Annotated in this window: 23 protein-coding genes; 9 read left to right on the plus strand and 14 right to left on the minus strand. The window is 72.7% G+C overall.

Annotation, left to right across the window (positions count from 1 at the left end; genetic code table 11):
* Position 1 precedes the first annotated feature (1 nt).
* A complete protein-coding gene (locus B5D66_RS04360; protein WP_078760289.1) occupies positions 2–772 on the plus strand; it encodes a DeoR/GlpR family DNA-binding transcription regulator in 771 nt (256 codons plus the stop codon).
* A gap of 15 nt (positions 773–787) precedes the next feature.
* Here B5D66_RS04360 and B5D66_RS04365 read toward each other — a convergent pair whose 3' ends face one another.
* From B5D66_RS04365 to B5D66_RS04400, 8 genes are all read right to left on the minus strand, one after another.
* The gene (locus B5D66_RS04365; RefSeq protein WP_078760290.1) at positions 788–1,198 is read right to left on the minus strand and encodes a VOC family protein; all 411 of its coding nucleotides are present in this window, start codon (positions 1,196–1,198) and stop codon (positions 788–790) included.
* Positions 1,199–1,468: 270 nt separating this feature from the next.
* On the minus strand, positions 1,469–2,719 hold the full coding sequence (locus B5D66_RS04370; RefSeq protein ID WP_078760291.1) for a Gfo/Idh/MocA family protein: 1,251 nt from the start codon (positions 2,717–2,719) through the stop codon (positions 1,469–1,471).
* Between the two features lie 48 nt (positions 2,720–2,767).
* A complete protein-coding gene (locus B5D66_RS04375; RefSeq protein ID WP_078760292.1) occupies positions 2,768–3,793 on the minus strand; it encodes an ABC transporter permease in 1,026 nt (341 codons plus the stop codon).
* Positions 3,790–4,809, minus strand: a complete 1,020-nt coding sequence (locus B5D66_RS04380; RefSeq protein WP_078760293.1) for an ABC transporter permease — start codon at positions 4,807–4,809, stop codon at positions 3,790–3,792. The genes B5D66_RS04375 and B5D66_RS04380 overlap by 4 nt, the downstream gene beginning before the upstream one ends.
* Positions 4,806–6,320, minus strand: coding sequence for a sugar ABC transporter ATP-binding protein (locus tag B5D66_RS04385; RefSeq protein WP_235000734.1), 1,515 nt, complete (start codon positions 6,318–6,320; stop codon positions 4,806–4,808). The genes B5D66_RS04380 and B5D66_RS04385 overlap by 4 nt, the downstream gene beginning before the upstream one ends.
* Positions 6,321–6,355: 35 nt before the next feature.
* A complete protein-coding gene (locus B5D66_RS04390) occupies positions 6,356–7,438 on the minus strand; it encodes an ABC transporter substrate-binding protein (RefSeq protein WP_078760295.1) in 1,083 nt (360 codons plus the stop codon).
* Between the two features lie 21 nt (positions 7,439–7,459).
* Positions 7,460–8,659, minus strand: coding sequence for an ROK family transcriptional regulator (locus B5D66_RS04395; protein ID WP_235000736.1), 1,200 nt, complete (start codon positions 8,657–8,659; stop codon positions 7,460–7,462).
* 145 nt (positions 8,660–8,804) lie between these two features.
* Positions 8,805–10,028, minus strand: a complete 1,224-nt coding sequence (locus B5D66_RS04400) for an MFS transporter (RefSeq protein ID WP_078760296.1) — start codon at positions 10,026–10,028, stop codon at positions 8,805–8,807.
* Positions 10,029–10,280: 252 nt separating this feature from the next.
* Here B5D66_RS04400 and B5D66_RS04405 point away from each other — a divergent pair, with 252 nt between their 5' ends.
* The 6 genes from B5D66_RS04405 (at position 10,281) to B5D66_RS04430 (ending at position 16,180) form a co-directional block, all read left to right on the plus strand.
* Positions 10,281–10,727, plus strand: coding sequence for a hypothetical protein (locus B5D66_RS04405; protein ID WP_078760297.1), 447 nt, complete (start codon positions 10,281–10,283; stop codon positions 10,725–10,727).
* On the plus strand, positions 10,724–11,056 hold the full coding sequence (locus B5D66_RS04410) for a winged helix-turn-helix domain-containing protein (RefSeq protein ID WP_078760298.1): 333 nt from the start codon (positions 10,724–10,726) through the stop codon (positions 11,054–11,056). Before B5D66_RS04405 ends, B5D66_RS04410 begins: the two co-directional genes overlap by 4 nt.
* An 89-nt stretch (positions 11,057–11,145) precedes the next feature.
* Positions 11,146–11,829, plus strand: coding sequence for a PhzF family phenazine biosynthesis protein (locus B5D66_RS04415; RefSeq protein ID WP_078760299.1), 684 nt, complete (start codon positions 11,146–11,148; stop codon positions 11,827–11,829).
* 74 nt (positions 11,830–11,903) lie between these two features.
* On the plus strand, positions 11,904–13,505 hold the full coding sequence (locus B5D66_RS04420; RefSeq protein ID WP_078760300.1) for a sensor histidine kinase: 1,602 nt from the start codon (positions 11,904–11,906) through the stop codon (positions 13,503–13,505).
* Positions 13,506–13,594: 89 nt separating this feature from the next.
* Positions 13,595–14,251 carry a response regulator gene (locus tag B5D66_RS04425; RefSeq protein ID WP_078760301.1) on the plus strand — a complete coding sequence of 219 codons (657 nt, stop codon included), beginning with the start codon at positions 13,595–13,597 and terminating at the stop codon, positions 14,249–14,251.
* Between the two features lie 549 nt (positions 14,252–14,800).
* Positions 14,801–16,180, plus strand: coding sequence for a sodium/glutamate symporter (locus B5D66_RS04430; protein WP_159457213.1), 1,380 nt, complete (start codon positions 14,801–14,803; stop codon positions 16,178–16,180).
* 70 nt (positions 16,181–16,250) lie between these two features.
* On the opposite strand, the gene B5D66_RS04435 is transcribed toward B5D66_RS04430, so the two are convergent.
* On the minus strand, positions 16,251–17,024 hold the full coding sequence (locus tag B5D66_RS04435) for an ABC transporter permease (RefSeq protein WP_144389962.1): 774 nt from the start codon (positions 17,022–17,024) through the stop codon (positions 16,251–16,253).
* Positions 17,021–17,965, minus strand: coding sequence for an ABC transporter ATP-binding protein (locus tag B5D66_RS04440; protein ID WP_078760304.1), 945 nt, complete (start codon positions 17,963–17,965; stop codon positions 17,021–17,023). Before B5D66_RS04440 ends, B5D66_RS04435 begins: the two co-directional genes overlap by 4 nt.
* 221 nt (positions 17,966–18,186) lie before the next feature.
* Between B5D66_RS04440 and B5D66_RS04445 the strand changes: the two genes are divergently transcribed.
* A complete protein-coding gene (locus tag B5D66_RS04445) occupies positions 18,187–18,846 on the plus strand; it encodes an HD domain-containing protein (protein WP_078760305.1) in 660 nt (219 codons plus the stop codon).
* A 10-nt stretch (positions 18,847–18,856) separates the two neighbouring features.
* Here the strand turns inward: B5D66_RS04445 and B5D66_RS04450 are convergent, their stop codons facing one another.
* From B5D66_RS04450 to B5D66_RS04465, 4 genes are all read right to left on the minus strand, one after another.
* Positions 18,857–19,132, minus strand: coding sequence for a DUF4031 domain-containing protein (locus B5D66_RS04450; RefSeq protein ID WP_078760306.1), 276 nt, complete (start codon positions 19,130–19,132; stop codon positions 18,857–18,859).
* A 63-nt stretch (positions 19,133–19,195) separates the two neighbouring features.
* The gene (locus tag B5D66_RS04455) at positions 19,196–19,882 is read right to left on the minus strand and encodes a response regulator (RefSeq protein ID WP_078760307.1); all 687 of its coding nucleotides are present in this window, start codon (positions 19,880–19,882) and stop codon (positions 19,196–19,198) included.
* A complete protein-coding gene (locus B5D66_RS04460; RefSeq protein ID WP_078760308.1) occupies positions 19,879–21,546 on the minus strand; it encodes an ATP-binding protein in 1,668 nt (555 codons plus the stop codon). The genes B5D66_RS04455 and B5D66_RS04460 overlap by 4 nt, the downstream gene beginning before the upstream one ends.
* A gap of 86 nt (positions 21,547–21,632) precedes the next feature.
* Positions 21,633–22,073: an Lrp/AsnC family transcriptional regulator gene (locus B5D66_RS04465; protein ID WP_078760309.1), complete on the minus strand. Its 441-nt coding sequence runs from the start codon at positions 22,071–22,073 to the stop codon at positions 21,633–21,635.
* Between the two features lie 186 nt (positions 22,074–22,259).
* On the opposite strand from B5D66_RS04465, the gene B5D66_RS04470 reads away from it, so the two are divergent.
* Entirely contained in the window at positions 22,260–23,159 is a 900-nt protein-coding gene (locus B5D66_RS04470; protein WP_078760537.1) for a tryptophan 2,3-dioxygenase, read from the plus strand.
* Positions 23,160–23,161 lie beyond the last annotated feature (2 nt).

Below are 23,161 nucleotides of genomic sequence, written 5' to 3' on the forward strand. Positions count from 1 at the left end.
GATGATCCCCGACCAACGGCGCGAGCACATTCTGAAGCTCTTGCAGGAACGCCACGTTCTCAGCATCAACGAGCTCACGTCGATGTTGTCCGTCTCGCACATGACGGTGCGGCGCGACATCCAGGCCCTGGAGAACGAGGGCAAGGTGCTGTCGGTCACCGGTGGTGTCCGTCTGGCGGCCCGGCTCAAGAGCGAGCCCTCCTACCTGGCGAAGGCGCAACTGGAGGTCCCGGCCAAGCGCGCCATCGCGCGGGCCGCGGCCGAACTGGTCCGGGAGAACTTCACGATCTTCCTCGACGCCGGGACGACGACGCTCCAGATGGTGCCGCTGCTGACCGACAAGGTCGGGCTCACCGTGATCACCAACGACTTCAACGTGGTCGGCCACCTCATGGAGTACCCCAACATCGAACTGATCCACACGGGAGGGCTGGTCGCCCACGCCGACCACTCATCGGTGGGACAGTTCTCGGCGGAGTTCCTCAGGAAGGTCAACGTCGACATCGCGTTCATCGCGAGCAGCTCATGGGACGTCGAGCGGGGGTCCACGACGCCCTCCGAACCCAAGGTCATGGCCAAGCAGCAGCTGCTGCGCATCGCCTCCAAGAGCGTCCTGACGGTCGACAGCACCAAGTACGGCAAGTTCGGCACGTTCCGGGTCGCCCAGCTGGAGGAGTTCGACCTGATCATCAGCGACGACCGGCTGCCCCAGTCGGCCATCGAGGAGATGCGCGAACGCGAGGTGCGCCTCCAGCTCGTCTCGCCGGAGTGAGCGGCGCCGGGCTGCTCAGTCCTCCCCGGTGTCGGGGTCGGGGGAACAGTGCAGCTCGAGCTGGACGCCGTCGGGATCGGTGAAGCTCATCAGCGACCCCGAGTCGCAGTGGACGATGGGGGAGTGGTCGACGTCGAGCTCGGTCAGCCGCTCCTCCCACGTCTCCAGGTCGCCGACCCCGGCCACCTCGAAGGCGATGTGGTCGACACCGGCGTGGCGGGGGTCGAAGCGGGCGTTGAAGTGGTCCCGGTGCTGGGTCAGCGCCAGGACGAGACCGCAGGGGTGGTGGCAGGTGGTGCGTAACCACTGGCCGTCGTCGCGTGTCTGGTACTCGCGGAAGCCCAGCACGTCGCGGTAGAACTCCACACTCGCGTCACGGTCGCGGACGGACAGGGTGATGTGGGCCAGGCCCGTTAACTGGGGCACGGAGACCTCTCTACGGCGATTCTGCGCCCGAAGCATTCGGGGAGGGAACAGCGTAAGCACGATGGCCCAGCTTACGCCGCTGTTTCCGGCATGCAAGTTTCTGTTAATAATTGTGCTGTTTGGTCCTTGCGTGACATTGGCCGCACGCCGTTCCGTCCGCTCCACGGCCCCCGGAACCGGCCGTGTCCGCGCGTTCCCAGGGCTTCCGCCGGCCGCGCGCGGCCGGCGGAAGCCCCCGGTGTGGCGATCACCACCCCGCGTTCCGCGAGATCACCCCCGAGGCCGCCAGGTGCCCTGCGCCACGTCGGGGGTGAAGTGGTCCAGGTCCTCGGCGCCCGTCAGGTCCACCCGCCGGCCCTCCTGGGCCGAGCGGTAGGCCCCCATCAACAGCCGGGTCACCAGGAGACCGTCGTGCAGGCTCTCCGCCGGCGGCACCCCGTCGAGGAAGCGGGTCACCATGTGCCGGTTCTCCTCCGTGTAGCCGTAGGCGCCGGGCTCGTCGGGCAGGACCGGCATGAGACCGCCCTCGGCGTTCTGCTTCTCCACCAGGTCCTCGCCGGGCTTCCCGGCGATCTCGCGGCTCAGGAACACCTTGGCCTCGGTGTCCAGGCTGTTGACCGACATCGCGTACTCCGGGCCGAGCAGCTCGAAGGTCAGCCGCAGACCCGCGCCGACGTAACTCCACGACGTCGTCCCCTCGACGATCACCTCGTCGCCGTCGCCGTTGCGGTAGACGACGGTGGCCCGCGCGTAGTCCTCGGAGGGGGAGCGCCGGTAGTCCACCTCCGGGCCGTACCGTTGCACCAGGTCGTCGGCGTAGGCGGGGCGCGACCACTTCAGGCTCGCGATCGTGGCGTCCACGCTGATCGGGGTGAGCCACTGCGCCATGTCCACGCCGGGCGGGGTCAGCAGGAAGCGGCCCGCCTCCATGCTGTGGCACATCATGTCGTTGAGGACGCCGCCGCCCTGCTTGTCCCCCTGCCAGAACCAGGCGCGGTGCGGCCCGCTGTGCTCCTCCGCGCACCTGGCCAGGTAGGGCGATCCCGCGGCCGACGCGCCCCGCGCCCACACCAGCTCGTGCGCCCGGGTCACGCCCGGCGCGAACACCTGGTTCTCCAGGTAGCCGTGCAGCAGCCCGGCCTCCTCGACCAGCCGGACCACCTCGGCGGCCTCGGCGACCGTGCGGCCCAGGGGCTTTTCGATCGCGATGCCGCGCAGCCGGGCCCGGCCCGACCGCACCTCCTCGGTGATCGCGCGCACCGTCTCCAGCCGGACGTGGTTGGGCGTGGTGATCCAGACCGCGTCCACGGCCGGGTCGCGTACGAGCTCGCGCACGTCGGCATAGCCGACCGGATCGCCCACCCGCAGCTCCCGGGCGAGGTCGCAGACCCGCTGGACCGTCTCCTGGTTGCGTCCGCCGACCGCCACCACGTCGGCGTCCCGCACCCCGCGGAACGCGCGGACGTGGAACTCCGCGATGAAACCGCTTCCCACGATCGCGACGCCAAGACGATTACTCACCTGCTCATCTCCGTTTCCTGTCGGGTGTAGCCGGAAGGGGATGCGGACTTATTGCCGCAGCCGTTTCTGACGTCCGTAGGCCGACAGCACCACCAGCAGGACCAGCCCGTAGATGATCTGCCGCGGCGCGTCTCCACCACCGCCCACCTGCAACACGCGCAGGAAGGAGTCGAGGACGGTGAGCAGGATCGCGCCGATGATCGTGCCCAGGTAGCCGCCGATCCCCCCGATGAGCGCGGTCCCGCCCACGACCGTCGCCGCGACGCTGGGCAGCATGTAGGGGTCGGCCAGGCGCAGGAACACGGTCTGGGTGTAGCCGAGCAGGAGCAGTCCCCCCACCCCGGCGAACAGCGACGACAGCACGTAGGCGCTGGCCTTCACCAAGCGGGGGTTCACCCCGGACAGGTAGGCGGTGGTGGGGTTGCCCCCCACCGCGTACAGCCGCCACCCGTAGGAGGTGCGCCGCAGCAGCCAGATCACCAGGACCGACAGCCCCAGCCACAGCCACAGCACCCCCGGGATGCCGGCGACCGTGTCGCCACCGACCAGCGAGCGCAGGGCGGGCGCGGCCGATCCGGCCGGCCGGCCACCGGTGTAGAGGCGGATGAAGCCGTAGACGACCGAGATCATCCCCAGCGTCATCACCAGCGGGGGGACCCGGAACACCAGGATCCCCGTCGCGTTGAGGGCGCCCACCACGGCCGCCGCGCCCAGGGCGAGGGCGACCGCTCCCACGAAGCCCTCGTTGGACCCGTCCATGTGGCGGGAGGCGACGATGGCCGCCAGGGTCGCCGTGGCCCCCACCGACAGGTCGATCCCCTCGCCGCCGGCGATCACCACCAGGGTCTGGCCGATCGCGATGACGCCGAGGAACGACGCCAGCACGAGCAGCGTCACGATCTGGCTCCACGAGGCGAAGGCCGGGGAGACCAGCGCGGCCACGCCCCACAGGACCAGGGCGGCCACCCCCGAGACGACGATCGGGTCGCGTGCCAGCCGGCGCAGGACCCCTGTTGCGCGTCCGGGGGCGTTGTCCCCCTGCTCCGCCGCGCGCGGTCGCTCGACCGTGCTCATGAGCGTCCCCTTCCACCGTCCGAAGTGCCACCGCGGGCCGTGAGCAGGCCGGCCAGCGCGATCGCGACGATGATGATCGCGCCGTTGACCAGTTCGCGGGCGTTGGTCGGGACGCCCGCGAAGAACACCAGGTTCTGGATGAGGGTGAGGACGATGGCGCCGAGGATCGCGCCCCCGGCCCCGCCGGCCCCACCGCTCAGCCGGGTCCCGCCGATCACCAGGGCCGCGATCGAGCCGAGCGTCAGTTCATTGCCGATGAACGGGTCACCGGAGCCGGAGTTGGCCAAAAGCGCGATCCCGGCCAGCGCCGCCACCGTCCCCCCTGCGGTGTAGGAGAACACCCGCACCCGCGCGACCGGCACCGCCGAGGCGTAGGACGCCCCCGCGTTGCCGCCCACCGCGTAGAGGTACTGGCCGATCCGGTGCGCGCGCAGCAGCCGCCAGGCCAGCCACAGCACCAGCAGCAGCACGGCCGGGACCGGAAGCAGCAGGGCGATGACCTGCCGGTAGCCGCCGGTGATCTCCGCCGGGACCGTTCCGCCCGGCGTGGGCAGCACGAGCAGCGCCAGCCCGCCGAACACGTAACTGGAGGCGAAGGTCGCCACGATCGGCTGGAGCCGCAGCACCGCCACCACGAGCCCGTTCAGCAGACCGCACGCCGCGCCCGTGGCCAGCCCGGCCGCGAGCGCCAGTGGCACCCGGCCGGGATCGCCGTCCATGAGCTGCACGGCCACCACCGAGGACAGCGTCACGATGGTGCCGATGGACAGGTCGATGCCGCCGGCCAGCACCACGATCGTCTGCGCCACCGCGATCGTGGCCACCGGCAGGATCGTCGCGAAGTTCGAGGTCAGGCCGTAGGGGGTGAAGAAGTTGTGCTGCATCAGCGCCGAGGCGGTCACGGCGACCACGAGCAGTGCCGCGGTGGCGGCCGAGGGCATGCGCGTGGCCAGCAGCGCCCGCGACACCCGGCGCGTGGCCGGCGGCGGGGCGGCGGTGGGGGCCGGCGCGCTCATGAGCCGACCTCCGTTCCGGTCACCCGCATCGCGGCGGCCACCAGCGTCTCCTCGGTCAGCCGTTCGCCGTGGACGTCGTCGACGACCCGTCCCTCGAACATCACCAGCACCCGATCACACACCTCCACCAGCTCCCGGTCGTCGCTGGAACTGACGAGGACGGCCACGCCGGAGGCGGCGAGGTCGCGGACCACGCCGAACAGCTCGGCCTTGGCGCGGACGTCGATCCCCTTGGCGGGATCGTCCATCAGCACGACCCGCGGCTCGGTCGCGAACCACTTGCCCACGACGACCTTCTGCTGGTTGCCGCCGGACAGCGTCGCCACCGGGTCGTCCAGCGAGCCGTACTTCGTCGCCATCCGCCCGGCCGCCGAACGCGCGGCCTCGACCTCGCGCCGGCGCGACAGCCCGACCCCCAGCAGCGCCCGCCGCGCCAGTGACGGCAGCGCCATGTTCTCCAGGATCGGCCGGCCCAGCGCCAGGCCCTGGGTGCCCCGGTTGCCGGGGACGTAGGCCAGTCCGGAGCGGACGGCCTGCTTGGGCGAGCGCGGGCGCACCTCGCGCCCGTCCACCAGGACCGTCCCGGAGTGCCGGCGTTCGGCCCCGAACAGGGTCGCCAGCAGCGATCCCTGCCCCTGCCCCTGGAGCCCGCCCACGCCGACGATCTCACCCGCGCGGACCTGGAAGGACGCCTCCCGGACCCGCGGCCCCGACAGGTCCCGCACCTCCAGGCGCACCTGTTCGCGCGCCGTGGAGGGGGCGGCGCCCACCGCGGCCATCTCCCCGACCATCAGCTCCACCAGCTCCTGCTCGGGGAGCTCGCCGACGGTGACCGTGGTGACGTCGGTGCCACCGCGCATGATGGTGGCGCGGTCGCACACGGCACGGATCTCGGCCAGCCGGTGGGTGATGAACAGCACCAGCACGCCGGCCTCGCGCAGCTCCTCGACGACGTCGAACAGCACCTCGACCTGGCGGCGGCGCAGGGAGGCGGTCGCCTCGTCCAGCACCAGCACGCGCGGGTCGCGGACCAGGGCCTTGCAGATCTCCACGACCTGGCGTTCCCCCGGATCCAGGCCGAGCACCCGCTCGTCGGCGGGGACCCGGCCGCCGAAGGCGTCGGCGAAGCGCTCCAGCCAGGGCAGCGCGATCCGCCGGGCCTGCGCCCGGTCGCGCAGCCCCCACCTGCGGGGCTCCACGCCGAGCACGAGGTTGTCCACGACGGTGAAGTCCTCGACCAGCGACAGTTCCTGGTAGACCGCGCTGATGCCGGCTTCGAGGGTGTCGCGGGGGCCGCGCGGCCGGAGGGGACGTCCCTCCAGCCGCACTTCACCCGCGTCGGGTTCCACAACGCCGGTGAGCACCTTGAGCAGGGTGCTCTTGCCGGAGCCGTTGGGGCCGAGCACCGCGTGCACGGTTCCGGCCTCGGCGGCGAAGTCCGCCCCGGCGAGCGCGGTGACACCGCCGTAGCGTTTGCGCACACCGGTCATCTGCAGATATGGGGTTGGCACGACTCGGTTCTCCCTGCTCCGCGGGGATCGGCGGTCTACTGGAAGTAGGCGTCGGCCTCTTCGGGCGTGATCGCGTGGTCCACCGCGTAGGTGTCGGCCTCGCCCTCGACCTCGGCGAAGCGCTCGTCGAAGTTCTCGTCGGTGACGGTCTCCGGCATCGGCAGGTACAGGGTGTTGCCGTCGAGCGTGTCGGGGGCGAACTCCTCGCCCTGGAGCAGACGGACCGCGATGTGCAGCGCGGAGACCGACCCCGAGGGCGGGTTGGGCACGCCGATGCTGGAGTAGTCGGGGTCGGCCTCGCGCTGTTCCGCCCAGCGCTTCATGAAGCCGACGCGGGCCTCGCCGGTGATCGCCACCTCGTCGGTCAGGCCCTCGGCCTCCAGCGCCTGGAAGGCCCCGAGCGCCATGCCGTCCTGGACGAAGACGCCGTCGACGTCGGGGTGGCTGGCGAGCAGGTTCTGCGTCACCTGCTGGCCGGTGGCCTGGTCCCAGTCGGCGAAGTCGTTGGCGACGACCTCCACGCCCGCCTCGTCGAAGACCGCGGAGGCGCCCTCCCAGCGGGCCTCGTTGGCGGGGTGGCCGTCAACGCCGTTCACCGCGATGATCCGGCCGCCCTCGCCGACCTCCTCGGCCAGCCAGCGCGCGGAGATCGCGGCCCACTCGCCCTGGTCGATGACGACGTTGGTGACGTGCTCGGAGCTGACCGCCTGGTCGATGGCGATGATCTCGATGCCCTGCTCGGCCGCCTCGGCGAACACCTCGTTCAGGGCGGTGGGGGAGTTGGGGTTGACGATGATCGCGTCCACGCCGGAGTTGACCAGGTTGCGGATCTGCTGGATCTGGCCGTTGACGTCGACGTCGGCGCTCTCCACGACGAGGTCGTCGACCACGCCCTCCTCCTGGTAGGTGGCGAACGCCTCCTCCAGGGTCGTCAGCATCTGCTCACGCCACTCGCTGCCGACGAATCCGTTGCTGACACCGATCGTGAAGGGACCCTCGGCGGCGGCACCGTCGCCACCGCCGCCCCCCGCGTCGGGGGTGCTGCACGCGCTCGTGGTGATCAGGAGTGCTCCGGCCGCCAGTGCGACGGCGCGGTACCGGTGCGGAAACGAACCCATCTGTGCCTCCAGGGGGTGGTGCTACCGGGCCGCCGTGGGCGGCCGGGGGGATGGGGTGGCGCCGGGCCGGTGGGCCAGGGCGCGGTCGATGTGGCCGGGGGACAGGACGCGGTCGATGGCCAGCCGGCCGGCGCCGAGCGCGCCGCCGAGCTCCCCCGACCTGCTGGGGACGACGGTGAGCCGGTGCGTGGCCAGCGGCAGCGACCGCTGGTAGATGACCTCGCGCATACCGGCCAGGAGCGGTTCGTGGACGTGGGCCATGACGCCGCCGACGACGATGGCCTCGGGGTTGAAGAAGTTGACCAGGCCGGCCAGGACGTCGCCGATGAGCCGGCCGCCGTCGCGGACCATGCGCAGCGCGGTGGGGTCGCCCTGGTTGACCAGGTCCACGACGGCGCGGCCGTCCTCGGCGGGGATCCCGGCGGCGGTGAGGCGTTCGGCGAGGGCCGCGCCGCCGGCGACCGCCTCCAGGCAGCCGGTGTTGCCGCAGCGGCACTGGGCGTCTCCCGCGTCGGGTACGCGGATGTGCCCGATGTCGCCGGCGCTGCCCTGGGCGCCCCGGTGCAGCCGCCCGTCGGCGATGATGCCGCATCCGATGCCGGTGCCGACCTTGACGAACAGCAGGTGACGGGCGTCGGGGTGGGCGTAGCGGCGCTCGCCGAGCGCCAGGACGTTGACGTCGTTGTCGACGAGGACCTCGACGTCGTAGCGGTCGGTGAAGAACTCGGGGATGGGATGGTCGTGCCAGCCGGGCATGATCGGCGGGTTGGCCGGCCGGCCGGTGGCGAACTCGACGGGGCCGGGGACGCCGATGCCGATCGCCTTGACCGTGGCGAGCGGCCGGCCCGTCTCGGCCAGGAGCTCGTGCATACGGGTGTCGATGTGGCGCAGGACCGGTAGGGGGCCCATGTCGATGCGGAGGGGGTCCTCACGGGTGGCGAGGAGGGTCCCGCCGATGTCCATCAGCGCGACGCGGCAGTGGGTGGCGCCGAGGTCCACGCCGATGACGCAGTTGTCACGGGTGTTGAGCCGCAGCAGGCGCGGCGGCCGTCCGCCGGTGGAGCCGCCGGGGGTCGTCTCCTCGACCAGGCCGTACTCGATCAGCGCGTCGACCCGTTGGCCGATGGTCGAGCGTGCCATGCCCGTGTGACGCACGAGGTCCGCCCGGGTCTCGGCCGCCCCGCGGCTGATGAGGTCGAGCACGTCTCCTGGTGAGGTCACGAATGTCTCCGACTTCCCCTGTTTGTGTGGCGTAGCGCACAAACTAGGCAGTCTTTTGGAGATCGTCAACGGAACTTATGTCGAAGATCGACGGAAGTAACCGAATCGTGTTCTACTCGCGGGTAACCCAGGAGTGGCCGTCGGGTCAGGCGTCGGCCGGCGCCGGGGAGCGGTCGCCGGCGATGTACCAGCGGGATCGCACCACCAGGACCGCGACCGCGAACGCGGCGAACGCCGCCCCCGTCGTCAGGGCGAACGCCCCATGGTGGCCATAGCGCTCCGCGAGGTCGCCCGCCACGGCCGACCCCAGGGACTGGCCCAGGATGAGCGCGCTCAACATGATCGTCATCGCCTGCGCCAGCCGGGTGGCCGGCGCGCTGCGCTCCACCAGGGCGAAGATCGTCACCACGTGCGGGCCGATCGCGCTGCCCAGCAGGAACATCGCGGCCAGCAGCGTCCACAGGTCGGGGGCGACGAACAGCAGCAGGGAGAACAGCCCCAGGCCGAGCGAGGCCGCGCGCAACCGCAGGGTCAACGCCACCCGGGCCGGCACCGAGGCCATCAGCAGCCCGGCCGCCGCGCTGCTGACCCCCATCACCGCGTACAACAGTCCCGACAGGTCGCCGTGGCCGATCTGCTGGCTGTAGGCGGTCACGCCGGTCGACGTGCTGCCGAAGAACATCCCCTGACAGGCCATCGGCAGCGCCAGCACGAACAGGCCGAGGCCGCCCACCCGACCGCCGTCGGACTGCGGCGGCGCTCCGGGCAGGGCCGTGGGGTGCAGCGCGAACACCGAACCGAACACGCCCATGAGGACGGCCGCGCCCAGGACGCTCATGGCCGGGTCGGCCGCGAGCGCGAGCAGGCCCACCAGGGCCGGCCCCACGACGAACCCGGTCTCGTCGAGCACGCCGTCCACCGACAGCGCGGCGGCCACCGAACGCTCCCGGTCGTGGGGGGAGCGTCCGGCGATGGAGATCCAGCGCGCCCGGGCCAGTGGGCCGATCTGCGGCATGGCCAGCCCGGCCAGGATCGCCAGGACCGCGAGCGTGGGGGTGCTCGCCCCGGCGAAGACCGCGGTGACCAGAACACCGATGAGGGCGGCGTCCACGAGGGAGGCGGTCAGGACGACCGGGCGCTGCCCGCGCCGGTCGGCGAGGCGGGCGATGACGGGGCCGCCCACCATCTCGCCCAGCGCGAGCGCCCCGGAGACCAGTCCGCCGGCCGCGACGCTGCCGCTCTGGGTGGTCACCAGGGTCAGCACGCCGATGAGGGACATGGAGACCGGCAGGCGGGCGAGGAAGGAGGCCGCCAGCAGGGGAGTGCCGGCGATCTCACGCATCCGGCGCAGCGCGGCGAGGGGGGACATGGCACTCCTGGTCGTTTCGGGCGGCGCTCCTGGTCGCGAGGGGGCGAAGAGGGGGACCCCGTGTGCGTGGAGGGCGGGGATTCATCCCATCACCTGGCGTTTACCCGGCCAAAGATACCGTCTCGTCGCGCAGGTGCCGCGCGTTCACGAAGATGGCTGCATGGAAAGTACTTGCCAAAGTGGAAAGTATTTGCCATCCTGCACACGGGAGGACGGCCGAACGGCCGTCCCTGGAAGGAAGGCGGGGACACCATGAACGACGGCATCTCGCGCGGGGAGGCCCGGACCGCCCTGACCACGGCGGGCGTCATCGACGCCAAGGTCCGTGCGACCGGACGCTGGTACGCCTCCTGGGCCGCCTGCTACGCCGTGCTCACCGCCGGATGCACGGCGGTCCTCGGACTGTTCCCCGGCCCGGGCGTGATCGTGGTCGCCACGCTGACCTGGGCGTCCGCCATCGCCCTGCTCACGGCTCTCGCGCAACGTCGTTCGGCCACGGTGCCCCGGGGCCAGGGGCGGCGCCACGGCATGATGATCCTGGCCTGGGCGCTGCTCTACGGCGCCGTCCTGCTGATCGGCTTGTACCTGTTCCCCGGCGAACCCGCCTGGTGGATCCCCGGCGCCCTCCTCACGGCGGTGCCGCCCGCGGTGGCGGCCTGGCAGACCCTGCGCGCGACCACGGAGGCAGGCCGGCGATGAGGCATCCACGCGGCAGGATCGACGAGGTCATCCACGCACCGGTCCGGTTCTCGATCGTGGCGGTCCTGGCAGCGGCCGACCAGGCCGATTTCAGGTTCGTCCGCGACACCGTCGAGGTCAGCGACTCGGTGCTGTCCAAACAGGTGACCACCTTGGAGAAGGCGGGGTACGTCACCGTCCGCAAGACCTCCGTGGGGCGCCGCCCCCGCACCCGGCTGTCCCTGACCGCCGAAGGGCGCGACGCCTTCGAACGGCATGTCCAGGCGCTCCGCGACATCGCCGAGGGCGTGGCGGTGCCCTCGGGAACCGAGGCGGAGGGACAGGAGTGACCGGGCGGCGGTGGCCGGGAGCGGCCGCCTCGGAGGGGGCGACCCTGCCGGGGTGGTGCGGCGCGAGCGGCCGTGCCAGGGTTCCCCTCATGAGCTCCCACGCCACCCTGCACGTCGTCACGGTCTTCCTCGGGGACGGGGGGACCGGCGGCAACCCCCTCGGGGTCTTCCTCGACGCCGCACCCCTGCCCGCCGCCACCCGCCAGAGGATCGCGGCCGACCTCGGCTTCTCCGAGACGGTGTTCGTCGAGGACCGTTCCACCGCCGGACTGCGCATCCACACCCCCGCGGTCGAACTGCCCCTCGCCGGACATCCCCTGGTGGGCACCTCCTGGCTGCTGCGCCGCGAGGGGACGCCGGTCGACGTCCTGCGTCCTCCCGCCGGCGACGTCCCCACCTGGTCCGAGGGCGAGTGGACCTGGATCCGCGCGGATCCGGCCCTCGCACCGGAGTTCGACACCCGGCAGTTGGCGACCCCCGCCGACGTCGACGCGCTCACCGAGGGCGAGCGGGGGGTGGAGCTGCACGTGTGGGCCTGGGAGGACGAGACCGCGGGGACGGTCCGGGCCCGGGTGTTCCCCGACGGGATGGGCATCGCCGAGGACGAGGCGACCGGGGCCGCCGCGCTGCGCCTGGGCGCGTTGCTGAACCGTCCGTTGACCATCCACCAGGGCCGCGGGTCGCGCATCGAGGTCCGTCCCGATCCGGAGGGGACGGTACGGCTGGGCGGACGCTGCGCCCTGCTGGAGAAGCGCTCCTACCGGCTCCCCTGACCTGCCGGAAGAGGGGGTGGACCCCTGTCCTTCGACGGTGTCCCGGCGAGGGGGCGGCCGGTAGCGTCGAGGGCATGGGGACACCGACGACGGTCGACGGGGGCGGGAGGGGCCGGCCGGGCCGGGGCGAGCTCGCCGTGGACGCGCTGCTCGTCGTGGCCACGGGACCGCTCCTGCTCATGGAGGCGCTGCTCCGTGAGCTGAACACGGCCGACGGCATGTTCACCGTACGGATCGCCGTCGCGCTGCCCCTCCTCCTCGCCCTGCCGGTACTCGCCCGCTTCTCCTCGCTCGTCGCCGTACCGGTCGCCGCGGCGGCCACGCTCCTGCTGTCCTGGTTCGCGCTGCCGCTGCTGGCGCTGTCCTACCGGGTCGGCCGGCACCGGCCGGTGAACCGGGCGGTCGTCGTCGTGTTCGCCGGGATCGCGGCGGGGGGTGCCGCCGTGGTGGCCGTGGACGGGCCGGCGCACAACGGCGTCTGGTTCACCACGGTGGCGGGCTTCCTGCTCGCCGTCGTCCTGCCGTGGCTGGTCGGCACCCACCGGCGTCAGCAGTTGGAGCTGCTCTCCGCGGGCTGGGAGCGCGCCGAGCAGCTTGAACGCGAACAGCGGATCACCGCCGAGCAGGCCCGGCTGCGGGAGCGGGCCCGGATCGCCCGGGACATGCACGACTCGCTGGGCCACGAGCTCAGCCTCATCGCGCTGCGCGCGGGCGCCCTCCAAGTCGCCCCCGACCTGTCCGAACGGCACCGGACGGCGGCCGGCGAGCTGCGCGAGAGCGCGGCCGTGGCCACCGATCGGCTGCGCCAGATCATCGGGGTGTTGCGCGACGACTCCGAACAGGTCCCCACGGAGCCCGCCGATGACAGCGTCACGGCGCTGGTCGAACGGGCGCGGGACTCGGGGTTGGAGGTCGCCTTGACCTCCACGGGCACCCCCGAGGTGCTGGCACCCATGGCGGACCGCGCCGTCTACCGGGTGGTGCAGGAGGCGTTGACCAACGCCGCCCGGCACGCGCCGGGCTCCGCCGTGGAGGTCCGCGTCGACCACCGGCCCGGCGAGGTCGTCGTGGAGGTCGGCGATGACGGCGCCCGCGGCGGCCCGTCCCTCGGCGCGAGCGGCGGGCGCCACGGCCTGATCGGCCTGGGCGAGCGGGTCCGGCTGGCCGGCGGGACGTTTCGGGCGGGGCCGCGTGATGAGGGCGGCTGGGCCGTGGAGGCGCGCATCCCGGTGAGCGGTGTCGCGGCGCGGGCGGCGGCCGAGCCGGCCGAGTCCGTCGCCGACCAGCGTGTGCGCGCCGCGGACCGCTACCGCCGTGCCCGCTGGCGCGTGGGCTGGGGCATGGTCGTGGTGCTGGGCCTTCCCGCGCTGTGCGTGGCGGGGCTCATGCTGGTGGGGATGGTGTCGGGGCTCCAGCGGTCGCTCCACAGCGAGCTGCCGCCCGAGCGGTTCGCGCTGTTGAGCGTCGGACAGGACCAGGCGTCGGCGGAGGCGGTGCTGCCCGAGGTCCAGGAGGAGTCCCTGGCGAGAGAGGAACAGCCGCCGGTACCGCCGGGGGCCGAATGCCGCTACTACCGCTCCGGCTCCTCCCTCGACGCGGGCGCCGGCCATCGGGTCCACCGGTTGTGCTTCGCCGATGGCGTTGTGGTGGCGAAGGACGCCTACGATCCGTACTGACCCGTTTGGCGGTTCCTGGGAGTGTCGGGATTGTCACACCGCCGTATGTTCGCAGGTGACCGGTGTGGCCGGAGAGAGGGGGACAAGGCATGATCCGGGTGCTGCTGGCCGACGACGAGGCGATGATCCGCGCCGGTGTGCGGGCGATCCTGAGCGCGGATCCGGAGATCGAGGTGGTGGCCGAGGCCGCCGACGGCCGCGCGGCGGTCGAACTGGCACGCAGCCACCGGCCCGACGTCGCGTTGCTGGACATCCGCATGCCCCGGTTGGACGGGCTGGCCGCGGTGGCGGAGATGCGGCGGGCGGCGCCCGCGACGGCGGTCGTCATCCTGACCACCTTCGGCGAGGACGACTACATCGCGCGGGCGCTGGGAGAGGGGGCCAGCGGCTTCCTGCTCAAGGCCGGTGACCCGCGGGAACTCCTGGCGGGGGTGCGCGCCGTGGCCGAGGGGGCGGCCTTTCTGTCGCCGCGGGTCGCCCAGCGGGTCATCGCCGAACTGGGGGACGGCCGGATGGCGCGTGGCGCCGAGGCGCGCCGCCGGGCCGGTGAGCTGACCGAGCGCGAGCGGGACGTGCTCGCGCTGCTGGGGGAGGGACTGTCCAACGCCGAGATCGGGCGCCGGCTCCACCTGGTGGAGGGCACGGTCAAGAGCTACGTCAGCGCGATCCTGGGCCGGTTGGGCGTGCGCAACCGGGTGCAGGCGGCCATCGTCGCCTACGAGGCGGGTCTGGTCGCGCAGGACTGAGAACGCGGGGTGGGGACGAGCCGGTCCTGACGGTCGGTTACCGTGGCCTGGGTCGATGTCCTGTCTTCAGATGAGAAGTCCGGGCAAGTGAGTGGGGTAATTCGCCATAAACTCTGACTTATGCGACATTTGTCGTTACTGACCGGTAGGTGACAGAGCCGACCGGCGGATTCACCACGTCGGAAGCGCATCCCGCAGAGAGCGGGGGCGCCGATGCGTCATCGGGGGTGTCGGTGGGAGAGATCGTGCGTGCGGTGTTGCGCTCTGAGTGGAGCACGTCACACGATCCCCATCCGGCCATTCCCGTCGCGCCGTCCTCCGATCGGCGGCGCCTCACCTTCTGACCGGACCGGCCGGCCCGTCCCCGTCCTCCCTCCCGAGCGAGCGCGGACGCGCCTCGTGCCTCCCCGCAGGGGCACGTTCCCCGGATTCGAGGACCCCAGAGGATCCTCCGGTCAACTCCTGTTCACGACCGCGCCCATCGGCGCGGTCCCGTCCGCGCACGCGCCGCACCCGGGTGCCGCGTGTCCCGTGTTAGTAGGAGCGCAAGTGGGAGACTTCGACGCATGGAGCATCCTCGTTGATGTCGGCTGCATCAGCGGGCTGCTGCTGGTCGGCAAGATCATCCGCGCCAAGGTCGGCATAGCGCAGCGGCTCATGCTGCCCGCCAGCATCATCGCCGGTGTCCTCGGCCTCGCCCTCGGCCCCTACGGCCTGAACCTCATCCCCTTCTCCGACCAGCTCAACACCTACACCACGATCCTCGTGGCGGTGGTGTTCGGCGCGATCCCGCTGGCCGGCGGCCTCGACGCCAAGGGCGTCGCCAAGGGGGCCCGGGCCATGTGGTCCTATTCCGTGGCCGGATACGTGCTCCAGTGGGGCGTGTGCCTCCTGTTCGCGCTGGGCGTGCTCAACCTGTTCTGGGACCTGCCCGACGCCTTCGGCATGCTCGTGCCGGCCGGCTGGGTCGGCGGCTTCGGCACGGTGGCCGCGATGAGCCCGACCATCGCCGACGCCGGCATGGAGGAGTTCCAGACGCTCGGCTTCACCTCGGCCACCTTCGGCATGGTCGCCTCCATCGTCGTCGGCCTGGCCCTGGTCAAGTGGGGCGTGCGCAAGGGCGTCGTCCAGGAGATCTCCTCCTTCGACCAGCTGCCCGAGTCGCTGCGTACCGGCCTGCTGCGCGACGACGCCGAACGCGCCCCCATCGGCCGGGCCACGACCTCGCCGAACTCGCTGGAGCCGCTCGCGCTGCCGATGACCGTGATCGGCCTGGTCGTGCTCGGCGGGTACATGCTCTCCGAGGGCATCAAGGCGCTGTTCCCGTCGATCTCGGTCCCGGTCTTCGCCATGGCGATGCTCGTCGGCCTGGTGGCCGGCGTGATCATCAAGCGCACCCCGGCCCGCAGTTACGTGGACGGCACCACGGTCAACAGCCTCTCCGGCACCGCCACCGACTACCTCGTCGCGTTCGGTATCGCCGCGATCGTGCCGTCGGTGGTCGTGGACAACATCGTCCCGCTGCTCCTGCTGACGCTCGTCGGCCTGGCCTACTGCCTGTTCATGTTCTTCGTCGTCACGCCGCGGGTCTTCGGCGAGCGCTGGTTCGAGCGCGGCATCTTCACCTGGGGATGGGCGGCCGGCTCCACCCCGAGCGGCATCGCGCTGCTGCGCATCGTCGACCCCAAGCAGAAGAGCAAGGTCATCGAGGAGTACGGCCTGGCCTACATGGCCTACGCGCCGTTTGAGATCGGCACGGTGATCATCGCCCCGCTGGTGGTCGTGGCCGGCCTCGTCTGGCCGTTCACCGGGATCTCCCTCCTGGTGGGCGCCGGCGTGCTCGTCCTCGCCTTCGCCCTGCGCTGGGCCGGGGCACGGGCCTTCGCGACAGCCGAGGGCGACGCCGCCCCCGTGACCAAGGGGGCCTGACCCCGGTCCCATGGACACCGTGTGGGGGCCGTCCCGGTACGGGGCGGCCCCCACGTGTACGGCCCGGCGGTCAGGCGTCGCGCAGGCGCAGCAGCGCGTACCCCGCGGCCAGCGCCGCGGCCGCCCACACCAGCAGCACCACGGTCGCCGTCCCCGCGCCATAGGGCAGCTCCCGCCCCGAGACCAGGGGTTCGAGCGCGCCCGCGGGCGAGTGCTCGGCGAACCACACGAACGCCTTCTCGCCCAGGACCTGCGCGGCCAGCGGCACGCCCACGAGCAGCCCGATCGTCGTGGTCACCGTCCCTGCCGTGCTGCGCAGCACCGCGCCCAGACCCAGCACGAACAGTGACAGCAGAGCCAGGTACAGGCCGGTCCCCACGGTGCCGTGGACGAGGTCCACGAAGTGGACCACCAGGTGGGGACCGTAGAAGAGCGCGGACACCGCCCACCCCGCGAGCCCGAGCAGCACCCCCGTGACGAGAGCGGTGACGGTCACCGCGCCCGCCTTGGCCGCCAGCACGGCGCCACGCCGCGGCACCGCCGTCAGCGTCGTGCGCATGGCACCGGTCGCGTACTCGCCGGTGATCGCCAGCGAGGCGAGGGCGACGGCGGCGAACTGGGCCGACAGCACCCCCAGCCCGGTGGAGGCGTTCACGGTCGTCCGAGCCTGACCGGAGGAGTGCAGCGAGAAGGTCATCAGCGTGATGACGGCCGTGCCGATCGCCAGGGCCGCACCGACGCACAGCCAGGTCGAGCGCACCCCCCACAGTTTCGTCCACTCCGCGGCGAAAGCCCCGGGGAGGCCGCCGCCGCGGGGCGTGACGGTCGATCGGTTCCCGCTCATGACCGCCCCCACGCTTCCGCCGCCGGGACGGTGTCCGGCGTGGGCGCAGCGTAGGCGACGCTGCTGGCGGTCAACTCCAGGTAGGCGTGCTCCAGCGAGGCCGTGCGCGGGCTGAGCTCGTGCAGGGGCACCCCGGCCTCGTGGGCGAGGAGGCCGATCCGTTCGATCGGCGCGCCGGTGACGCGGAGCTCCTCCGGGGCCGTCCACCTCACCTGCATCCCCGCACCCGTCAGCGCCGTGACGAGTTCGGCGGCGCGCGGAGTGCGGACCCGGACGGAGTTGCCCGTGCTGCGCGCGATGATCTCCCCCAACGGGGCGTCGGCGATCAGCCGGCCACGGCCGAGCACGATCAGGTGGTCGGCGGTCTCCTGCATCTCGCTCATGAGGTGACTGGAGACGAGGACCGCGCGTCCCTCGCCGGCCAGCGAACGCATGAGCCGGCGGATCCAGCGCACCCCGTCGGGGTCCAGGCCGTTGACCGGTTCGTCGAGGACGAGGACACGCGGATCACCCAGCAGCGCCCCCGCGATGCCCAGGCGCTGTGACATCCCCAGCGAGAACGTCCCCACCCGTCGGCGCGCCACCCGGGCCAGGCCCACGGTCTCCAGAACCTCCTCGACCCGTCGCGCCGCGATCCCGTTGCCACGCGCCAGCGCCAGCAGGTGGGCGCGGGCGGTGAGACCCGGGTGGACCGCACGGGCATCCAGCAGGGCTCCGACCTCCCGCAGCGGGTGGCGCAGCGCGGCGTAGGGACGGCCGTCGATCAGGGCGCGTCCCGCGGAGGGGGCGTCCAGGCCGAGCAGCATCCGCATCGTCGTCGATTTGCCCGCCCCATTGGGACCGAGCACCCCGGTCACCCGCCCCGATGCGATCTCGCAGGTCAGCCCGTCCACGGCGATCCTGTCGCCGTAGCGCTTGGTCAGTCCGTGGAAGGTGATCATGCACGGTCTCCCCTCTGCGCGTCGTCTCCCATGGCCCACCGACCCTAGGCGCGGGAAGGGCGGTGGCACAGTGGGCGATCGGCGGCGCGTCCCCCCATCTTTCGGCGGGTCCCGGCGCGGGAGGGCACCGTCCTTCGTCACCCGGGACCGGCGCTAAGGGCGGTCCGTGGGGTAACGTCCGGCGGGACCCACGAGCCGGACGCAGACACGAGGAGGGCGCGATGCCCCCACACCGATCCGACCTGTGCGCAGCCTGGCGGGAACTGGCCGGGCCGGGGGAACGGGCCGCGGCCGTCGGCGCCGAACTGGTCGCCCGATGGGACGAGCCGCACCGTCGCCACCACACGCTCCACCACCTGCGCGCGGTACTGGAAGCGGTCGGCGAGCTCGCGGAGGACGCCGCCGACATCACGGCCGTCCGCTACGCCGCGTGGTTCCACGACGCCGTCTACCAGGGCGAGCCCGGCGCCGACGAGGAGCGCAGCGCCCGGCTCGCCGAGGAACTGCTGCCGGCCTGCGGGGTGGACGCCCGGCGCGTCGCCGAGGTCGCCCGCCTGGTCCGGGTCACCGCCGCCCACCGCCCCCGGCCCGGCGACGCCGACGCCGAGGTGCTGTGCGACGCGGACCTGTCGGTCCTGGGCGGGACCCCCGAGGAGTACGCGGCCTATGCCCGAGCGGTCCGGGAGGAGTACCGCCACGTCGCCGACGCGGACTTCCGGGCCGCCCGCGCCGCGCTGCTGGAGGGCCTGCTGGCCGCCCCGGCGCTGTTCCACACCGAGCGGGCGCGTGCCCTCTGGGAGGCGCGGGCCCGCGCCAACGTCGCCGCGGAGGTGCGCGAGCTGACCGGAACGGCCCCCGGGCCGGGCGACGCCACGGCGTGAGCCGGTCGGATCAGCTCACCCGCCGCCCGCGTTTACGTCGGCGCAGCCCGGCCGCGCGCAGGCGGGCCACCAGCACGCGGCCCGGGACCTCCACGGCCCCCAGCGCCACCGCGCGGTCGTACAGCGTCTGCGGCACGTCGTAGTGGTCGCGTTCGAAGGCCCGCTCGGACAGGCCGAGCTCACGGGCGAACATGTGCAGTTCGGCGTAGGAGACGTCACTGACCAGATGCGACCACAGCAGGTCGCGCGGGCCGGGCCACAGCGGGGGATCGATGAGGATGGTCACGGGAGCGAGGGTAGGCCACCGCGGAGGGGCCGGCGCCCCGCCGGAGCGCCACGCCCCCGCCTCTCAGCGCACCCAGTGGTAGCGGTGCTCGGGACGGCCGGTGGAGCCGTAGCGCATCTTCAATTCGGCGCGTCCCTCCGCGCACAGGTGTTCCAGGTAGCGTCGCGCGGTCACCCGCGCGACGCCGCTGCGTACGGCGACCTCCGCGGCCGACAGGTCCGTCCCCGCGGCGCGCAGCGTCTCGGCCACGAGGTCGGCCGTCGCCTGGGTCAGTCCCTTCGGCAGCGACCTGGCCGGGGCCGGGCGCAGGAGGCCGAACAGCCGGTCGACGTCGCCCTGGGTGGCCTCGCCGATACGGTCCAGGCTGCGGTGCGCGGCGGCGTAGCGTTCCAGCTGGTCGCGCAGTGCCGCCAACGGGAACGGCTTGAGCAGGTAGTGCACCGCGCCGCCGTGCAGGGCCGCGCGCACCTGGTCGACGTCGCGCACGGCGGTGATCACCAGCACGTCCACCGGGGGGATGGTCCCGGCGCGCGCGGGGGCGCGCAGGCTGCGCAGCACCGAGATCCCCGACTCGTCGGGCAGGTACAGGTCGAGCAGGACCAGGTCGGGGCGTTGCGCCTCGACCGCGGCGAGCGCCGCCGCGGCCGTGTGCGCGACGGCGGCCACGGTGAAGCCGGGGAGCGAGTCCACCAGGTCGCGGTGGGTCCGGGCCACCCGCACGTCGTCGTCGACGATCACGACCCGGATCACGACCGCACCGCCCGCGGTGTCTCCTCCACGACCGGCAGGTAGGCGGTGAACACCGAGCAGCCGCCCTCTTCGGCGTCCGCGGCGCGCTCCAGGGTGACCTCGCCGCCGCGCTCCTCACAGGTCCGGCGGACCAGGGCCAGCCCCAGTCCGCGCGGTCCGCCGTCGCGCGCCACCTTCGTGGTGAAACCGAGCGAGAACACCTCGTCGGTCAGCGCCGGGTCGACGCCGGGCCCGGAGTCGGTCACCCGGACCTCCACCAGGTCACGCGCCGGCCCCCGCGAGACGCGATGGCGCATCAGCATCAGTTCCACCCACTCCTCTCCTTCGTCACCGGTCCCGCCGGCCACCGAGTCCAGCGCGTTGTCCAGCAGGTTGCCCACCACCAGCAGCAGGTCCGAGCGCAGGGCCCCGGGCAGGGCGCCGGGCAGTTCGGTGGTGGGGGCCAGCCGCAGCTCCGCGCCGCGTTCGGCGGCCTGCGCCGACTTCGCGAGCACGAGCGCCGCGAGCGCGGGGTCGCCGATCCTCCCGGCGATGTCGGCGCTGGTACGCACGTGCGCGGCGCTCAGCTCCTCCAGGAAGGCGCGGGCCTCGTCGTAGGCGCCCAGCTCCAGCATCCCGGCCACGGTGTGGATGCGGTTGGCGAACTCGTGGCCCTGCGCGCGCAGCCCCTGGGTGAGGGTGCGGGCGCCGTCGAGCTCGCCGGCGAGCAACTCCAGCTCGGTGCGGTCGCGCAGGGTCACCACGGCGCCGCTGTCCTCCCCGCGGACGCGGACCGGCATGCGGTTGCACACCAGCACCCGCCGCCCGGCCAGCACGACCCGGTCGGTACCGGGGTCGGCCCCCGACAAGACGTCGTGCAGACGCGCGTCGAGCGGCAGCTCCTCCAGCCGGCGCCCCTCGCAGTCGTCGGCCAGCCCCAGCATCAGACGGGCCGGCTCGTTGACGAGGGTGACCCGGCCCGCGGCGTCCAGGGCGAGCACCCCTTCGCGGATGCCGTACAGCAGCGCCTCGCGGCCTTCCAGCAGGGCGGTGATCTCGCCGGGTTCCAGGCCGTGGGTCTTGGCGCGGACCCGGCGGGACAGCAGGTAGGCGCCTGCCGCGCCGAACGCGAGCACCGCCGCGATGGTGGCGACGATGGCGGGCAGCGCGCCCGCGGCGACGCTCTCGACGTCGGATTCGAGCACGCCGACCGACACGTAGCCGACGACGTCGCCCTCCTCGCCGAAGAGCGGAACCTTCGCCCGCACGGTGCGGCCCTGGGTCCCGGTCTGCACGCCGGTCCACTCCCGCCCCCGTGCGGCGGGACCGGGAGGGGTGGAGACCCGTTGCCCGATCAGCGAGTCGTCGACGTGGGAGTAGCGGATGCCGGTGGGGTCGGCCACCACGATGTACTGCGCCCCGGTGGCGGCGGTGATGCGGTCGGTCAACGGGTCGATGACCGCCGCGGGGTCCTCCAGCTCCAGCGCGTCGTGGATCTGCGGCAACGCGGCCACGGAACGGGCGATGACGAGGACCCTCTCGGTGTAGTGGCGGTCGATCTCGCGTTCGTGTTGGACGATCCACAGCATCCCGGTCGTCCCCAGCGCCACGGTCAGCAGCAGGACGTGCGCGATGAACAGGTGTCCGGTGAGGGACAGCGGGGTGCGCCAGTGCGGGGCGTGCATCGGTGGGCTCCAGGAACGAGCGGATCATCGGGGAGGTGGCCCCCGGAGGACCCATCGTGCCAGGTCGGCCCGGGCGGCCTGCGCGCCTACCCCCCTCGGGAGACGCCGCGCCACCACAACGGGCTGGACAGCACCATGCTGCTGGCCGGACGTCCATGCTGGGTGAGCCGGTCGATGACCTCCTCGAAGTGGGCCATCGAGCGGACCGCGATCAGCAGCGCGCAACAGGCGTCCCCGGTGATGCGGTGAATCCGCAGGATCTCCGGACGGCTCGCCGCGGCGGCGTCGCGCAGGAGGCACAGGGGGCCGTAGCACTCCATCCGCACCAGGGCCATCACGGGCAGCCCGACCGCCGCCGGGTTCACGTGGGCGTGGTAGCCGGTGATCACGCCCCGTTCCTCCAGGCGGCGCACCCGTTCGGCGACGGCGGGGGCCGACAGGCTCACCCGCCGCGACAGCTCGTTGTAGGAGAGCCGGCCGTCGGCCTGGAGCTCGTCGAGGATCCGCCAGTCCACGTCATCCAGCATGGTTGGCGATCATAAACCACATCGCCGCGAACGGATTGCGAACGCGAAGCGGAACCGCCTTCGCGCCGTGAGGTGCTTCTTCTCTTTCGGGACGCTTCACAGCATCCTTTCTCGAACCGGACGAGGGCGCCGTCGACATGAGGCGCCATGGTTTCCCGCCCTGACACGAGGAGGATGGCGAGCACGATGGCCACCACGTCGGCCCAGCCCCGGGAACGCACTCCCGTCGCGGAGGAGGAGCGGATCGAGCGCGCCGCGCGCGGCGAGGGGCCGCCCACCCTCTCCTTCGAGGGGAGCACCCCCTACGCCCGTTACGCGGGGATCGAGGCCCTGCTGGACCTGCAGCATCCCCGGACCGGAGAACCCGCCGAGACGCGCTTCATCATCGCAACGCAGGTCATGGAGCTGCTGTTCCTGCTTATCGGCGAGGAGTGGGAGCGGGCCCGCGACGAGCTGGAGGCCGACCGGGTGGCGGCCGCGATGGCCGCACTGCGCCGCGGCCATCACGCCCAGGACGTCCTGGTCTCCTCCTGGGACCTGCTCGCCACCTTGACCCCGGTGGAGTTCGGCCGCTTCCGCGACGTCCTCGGCGAGGCGTCGGGCGTGCAGTCCCCTGGCTACCGCCACCTGGAGTTCCTCATCGGCAACAAGTCGGCGGTCATGGCCCGCCCCCACCGCGCGGCGCCCCGGGCGCGCGCCGTGCTGGAACGGGCCCTGCGCGAGCCCGGTCTCTACGATGCCGCGCTGCGCCTGCTGCACCGGCGCGGCCTGCCGGTCCCGCTCGATCGGGTGGAGCGCGACTGGACCCGCCCCTACGAGCCCGACCCCGAGGTGGAACGCGCCTGGAGCGTGGTCTACGCGGACGAGACGCCCGGAGCGGAGCTGCCCGCGCTGGCCGAGGCCCTGCTCGACACCGCCGAGCGCGTCACACGCTGGCGGCACCGCCACCTCATGGCGGTCAAGCGCGCCCTGGGGGCCAGGCCGGGCACCGGTGGATCCAGCGGGCTGGACTGGCTCTCCCGCAACGCCGCGCGCGACGTCTTCCCCGAGCTATGGTCGCTGCGAACGGGCTTCCAGCTCCCCTGAGC

The organism is Marinactinospora thermotolerans DSM 45154 (assembly GCF_900167435.1).
Taxonomy (GTDB): Bacteria; Actinomycetota; Actinomycetes; order Streptosporangiales; family Streptosporangiaceae; genus Marinactinospora; species Marinactinospora thermotolerans.

Excerpts from the sequence above, each read along its gene's own strand:
- B5D66_RS04360 (WP_078760289.1), top strand. The coding sequence starts at position 2 with ATGATCCCCGACCAACGGCGCGAGCACATTCTGAAGCTCTTGCAGGAA.
- B5D66_RS04375 (WP_078760292.1), bottom strand. The coding sequence starts at position 3,793 with ATGAGCACGGTCGAGCGACCGCGCGCGGCGGAGCAGGGGGACAACGCC.
- B5D66_RS04380 (WP_078760293.1), bottom strand. The coding sequence starts at position 4,809 with ATGAGCGCGCCGGCCCCCACCGCCGCCCCGCCGCCGGCCACGCGCCGG.
- B5D66_RS04390 (WP_078760295.1), bottom strand. The coding sequence starts at position 7,438 with ATGGGTTCGTTTCCGCACCGGTACCGCGCCGTCGCACTGGCGGCCGGA.
- B5D66_RS04400 (WP_078760296.1), bottom strand. The coding sequence starts at position 10,028 with ATGTCCCCCCTCGCCGCGCTGCGCCGGATGCGTGAGATCGCCGGCACT.
- B5D66_RS04405 (WP_078760297.1), top strand. The coding sequence starts at position 10,281 with ATGAACGACGGCATCTCGCGCGGGGAGGCCCGGACCGCCCTGACCACG.
- B5D66_RS04410 (WP_078760298.1), top strand. The coding sequence starts at position 10,724 with ATGAGGCATCCACGCGGCAGGATCGACGAGGTCATCCACGCACCGGTC.
- B5D66_RS04415 (WP_078760299.1), top strand. The coding sequence starts at position 11,146 with ATGAGCTCCCACGCCACCCTGCACGTCGTCACGGTCTTCCTCGGGGAC.
- B5D66_RS04420 (WP_078760300.1), top strand. The coding sequence starts at position 11,904 with ATGGGGACACCGACGACGGTCGACGGGGGCGGGAGGGGCCGGCCGGGC.
- B5D66_RS04425 (WP_078760301.1), top strand. The coding sequence starts at position 13,595 with ATGATCCGGGTGCTGCTGGCCGACGACGAGGCGATGATCCGCGCCGGT.
- B5D66_RS04435 (WP_144389962.1), bottom strand. The coding sequence starts at position 17,024 with ATGAGCGGGAACCGATCGACCGTCACGCCCCGCGGCGGCGGCCTCCCC.
- B5D66_RS04440 (WP_078760304.1), bottom strand. The coding sequence starts at position 17,965 with ATGATCACCTTCCACGGACTGACCAAGCGCTACGGCGACAGGATCGCC.
- B5D66_RS04445 (WP_078760305.1), top strand. The coding sequence starts at position 18,187 with ATGCCCCCACACCGATCCGACCTGTGCGCAGCCTGGCGGGAACTGGCC.
- B5D66_RS04460 (WP_078760308.1), bottom strand. The coding sequence starts at position 21,546 with ATGCACGCCCCGCACTGGCGCACCCCGCTGTCCCTCACCGGACACCTG.
- B5D66_RS04465 (WP_078760309.1), bottom strand. The coding sequence starts at position 22,073 with ATGCTGGATGACGTGGACTGGCGGATCCTCGACGAGCTCCAGGCCGAC.
- B5D66_RS04470 (WP_078760537.1), top strand. The coding sequence starts at position 22,260 with ATGGCCACCACGTCGGCCCAGCCCCGGGAACGCACTCCCGTCGCGGAG.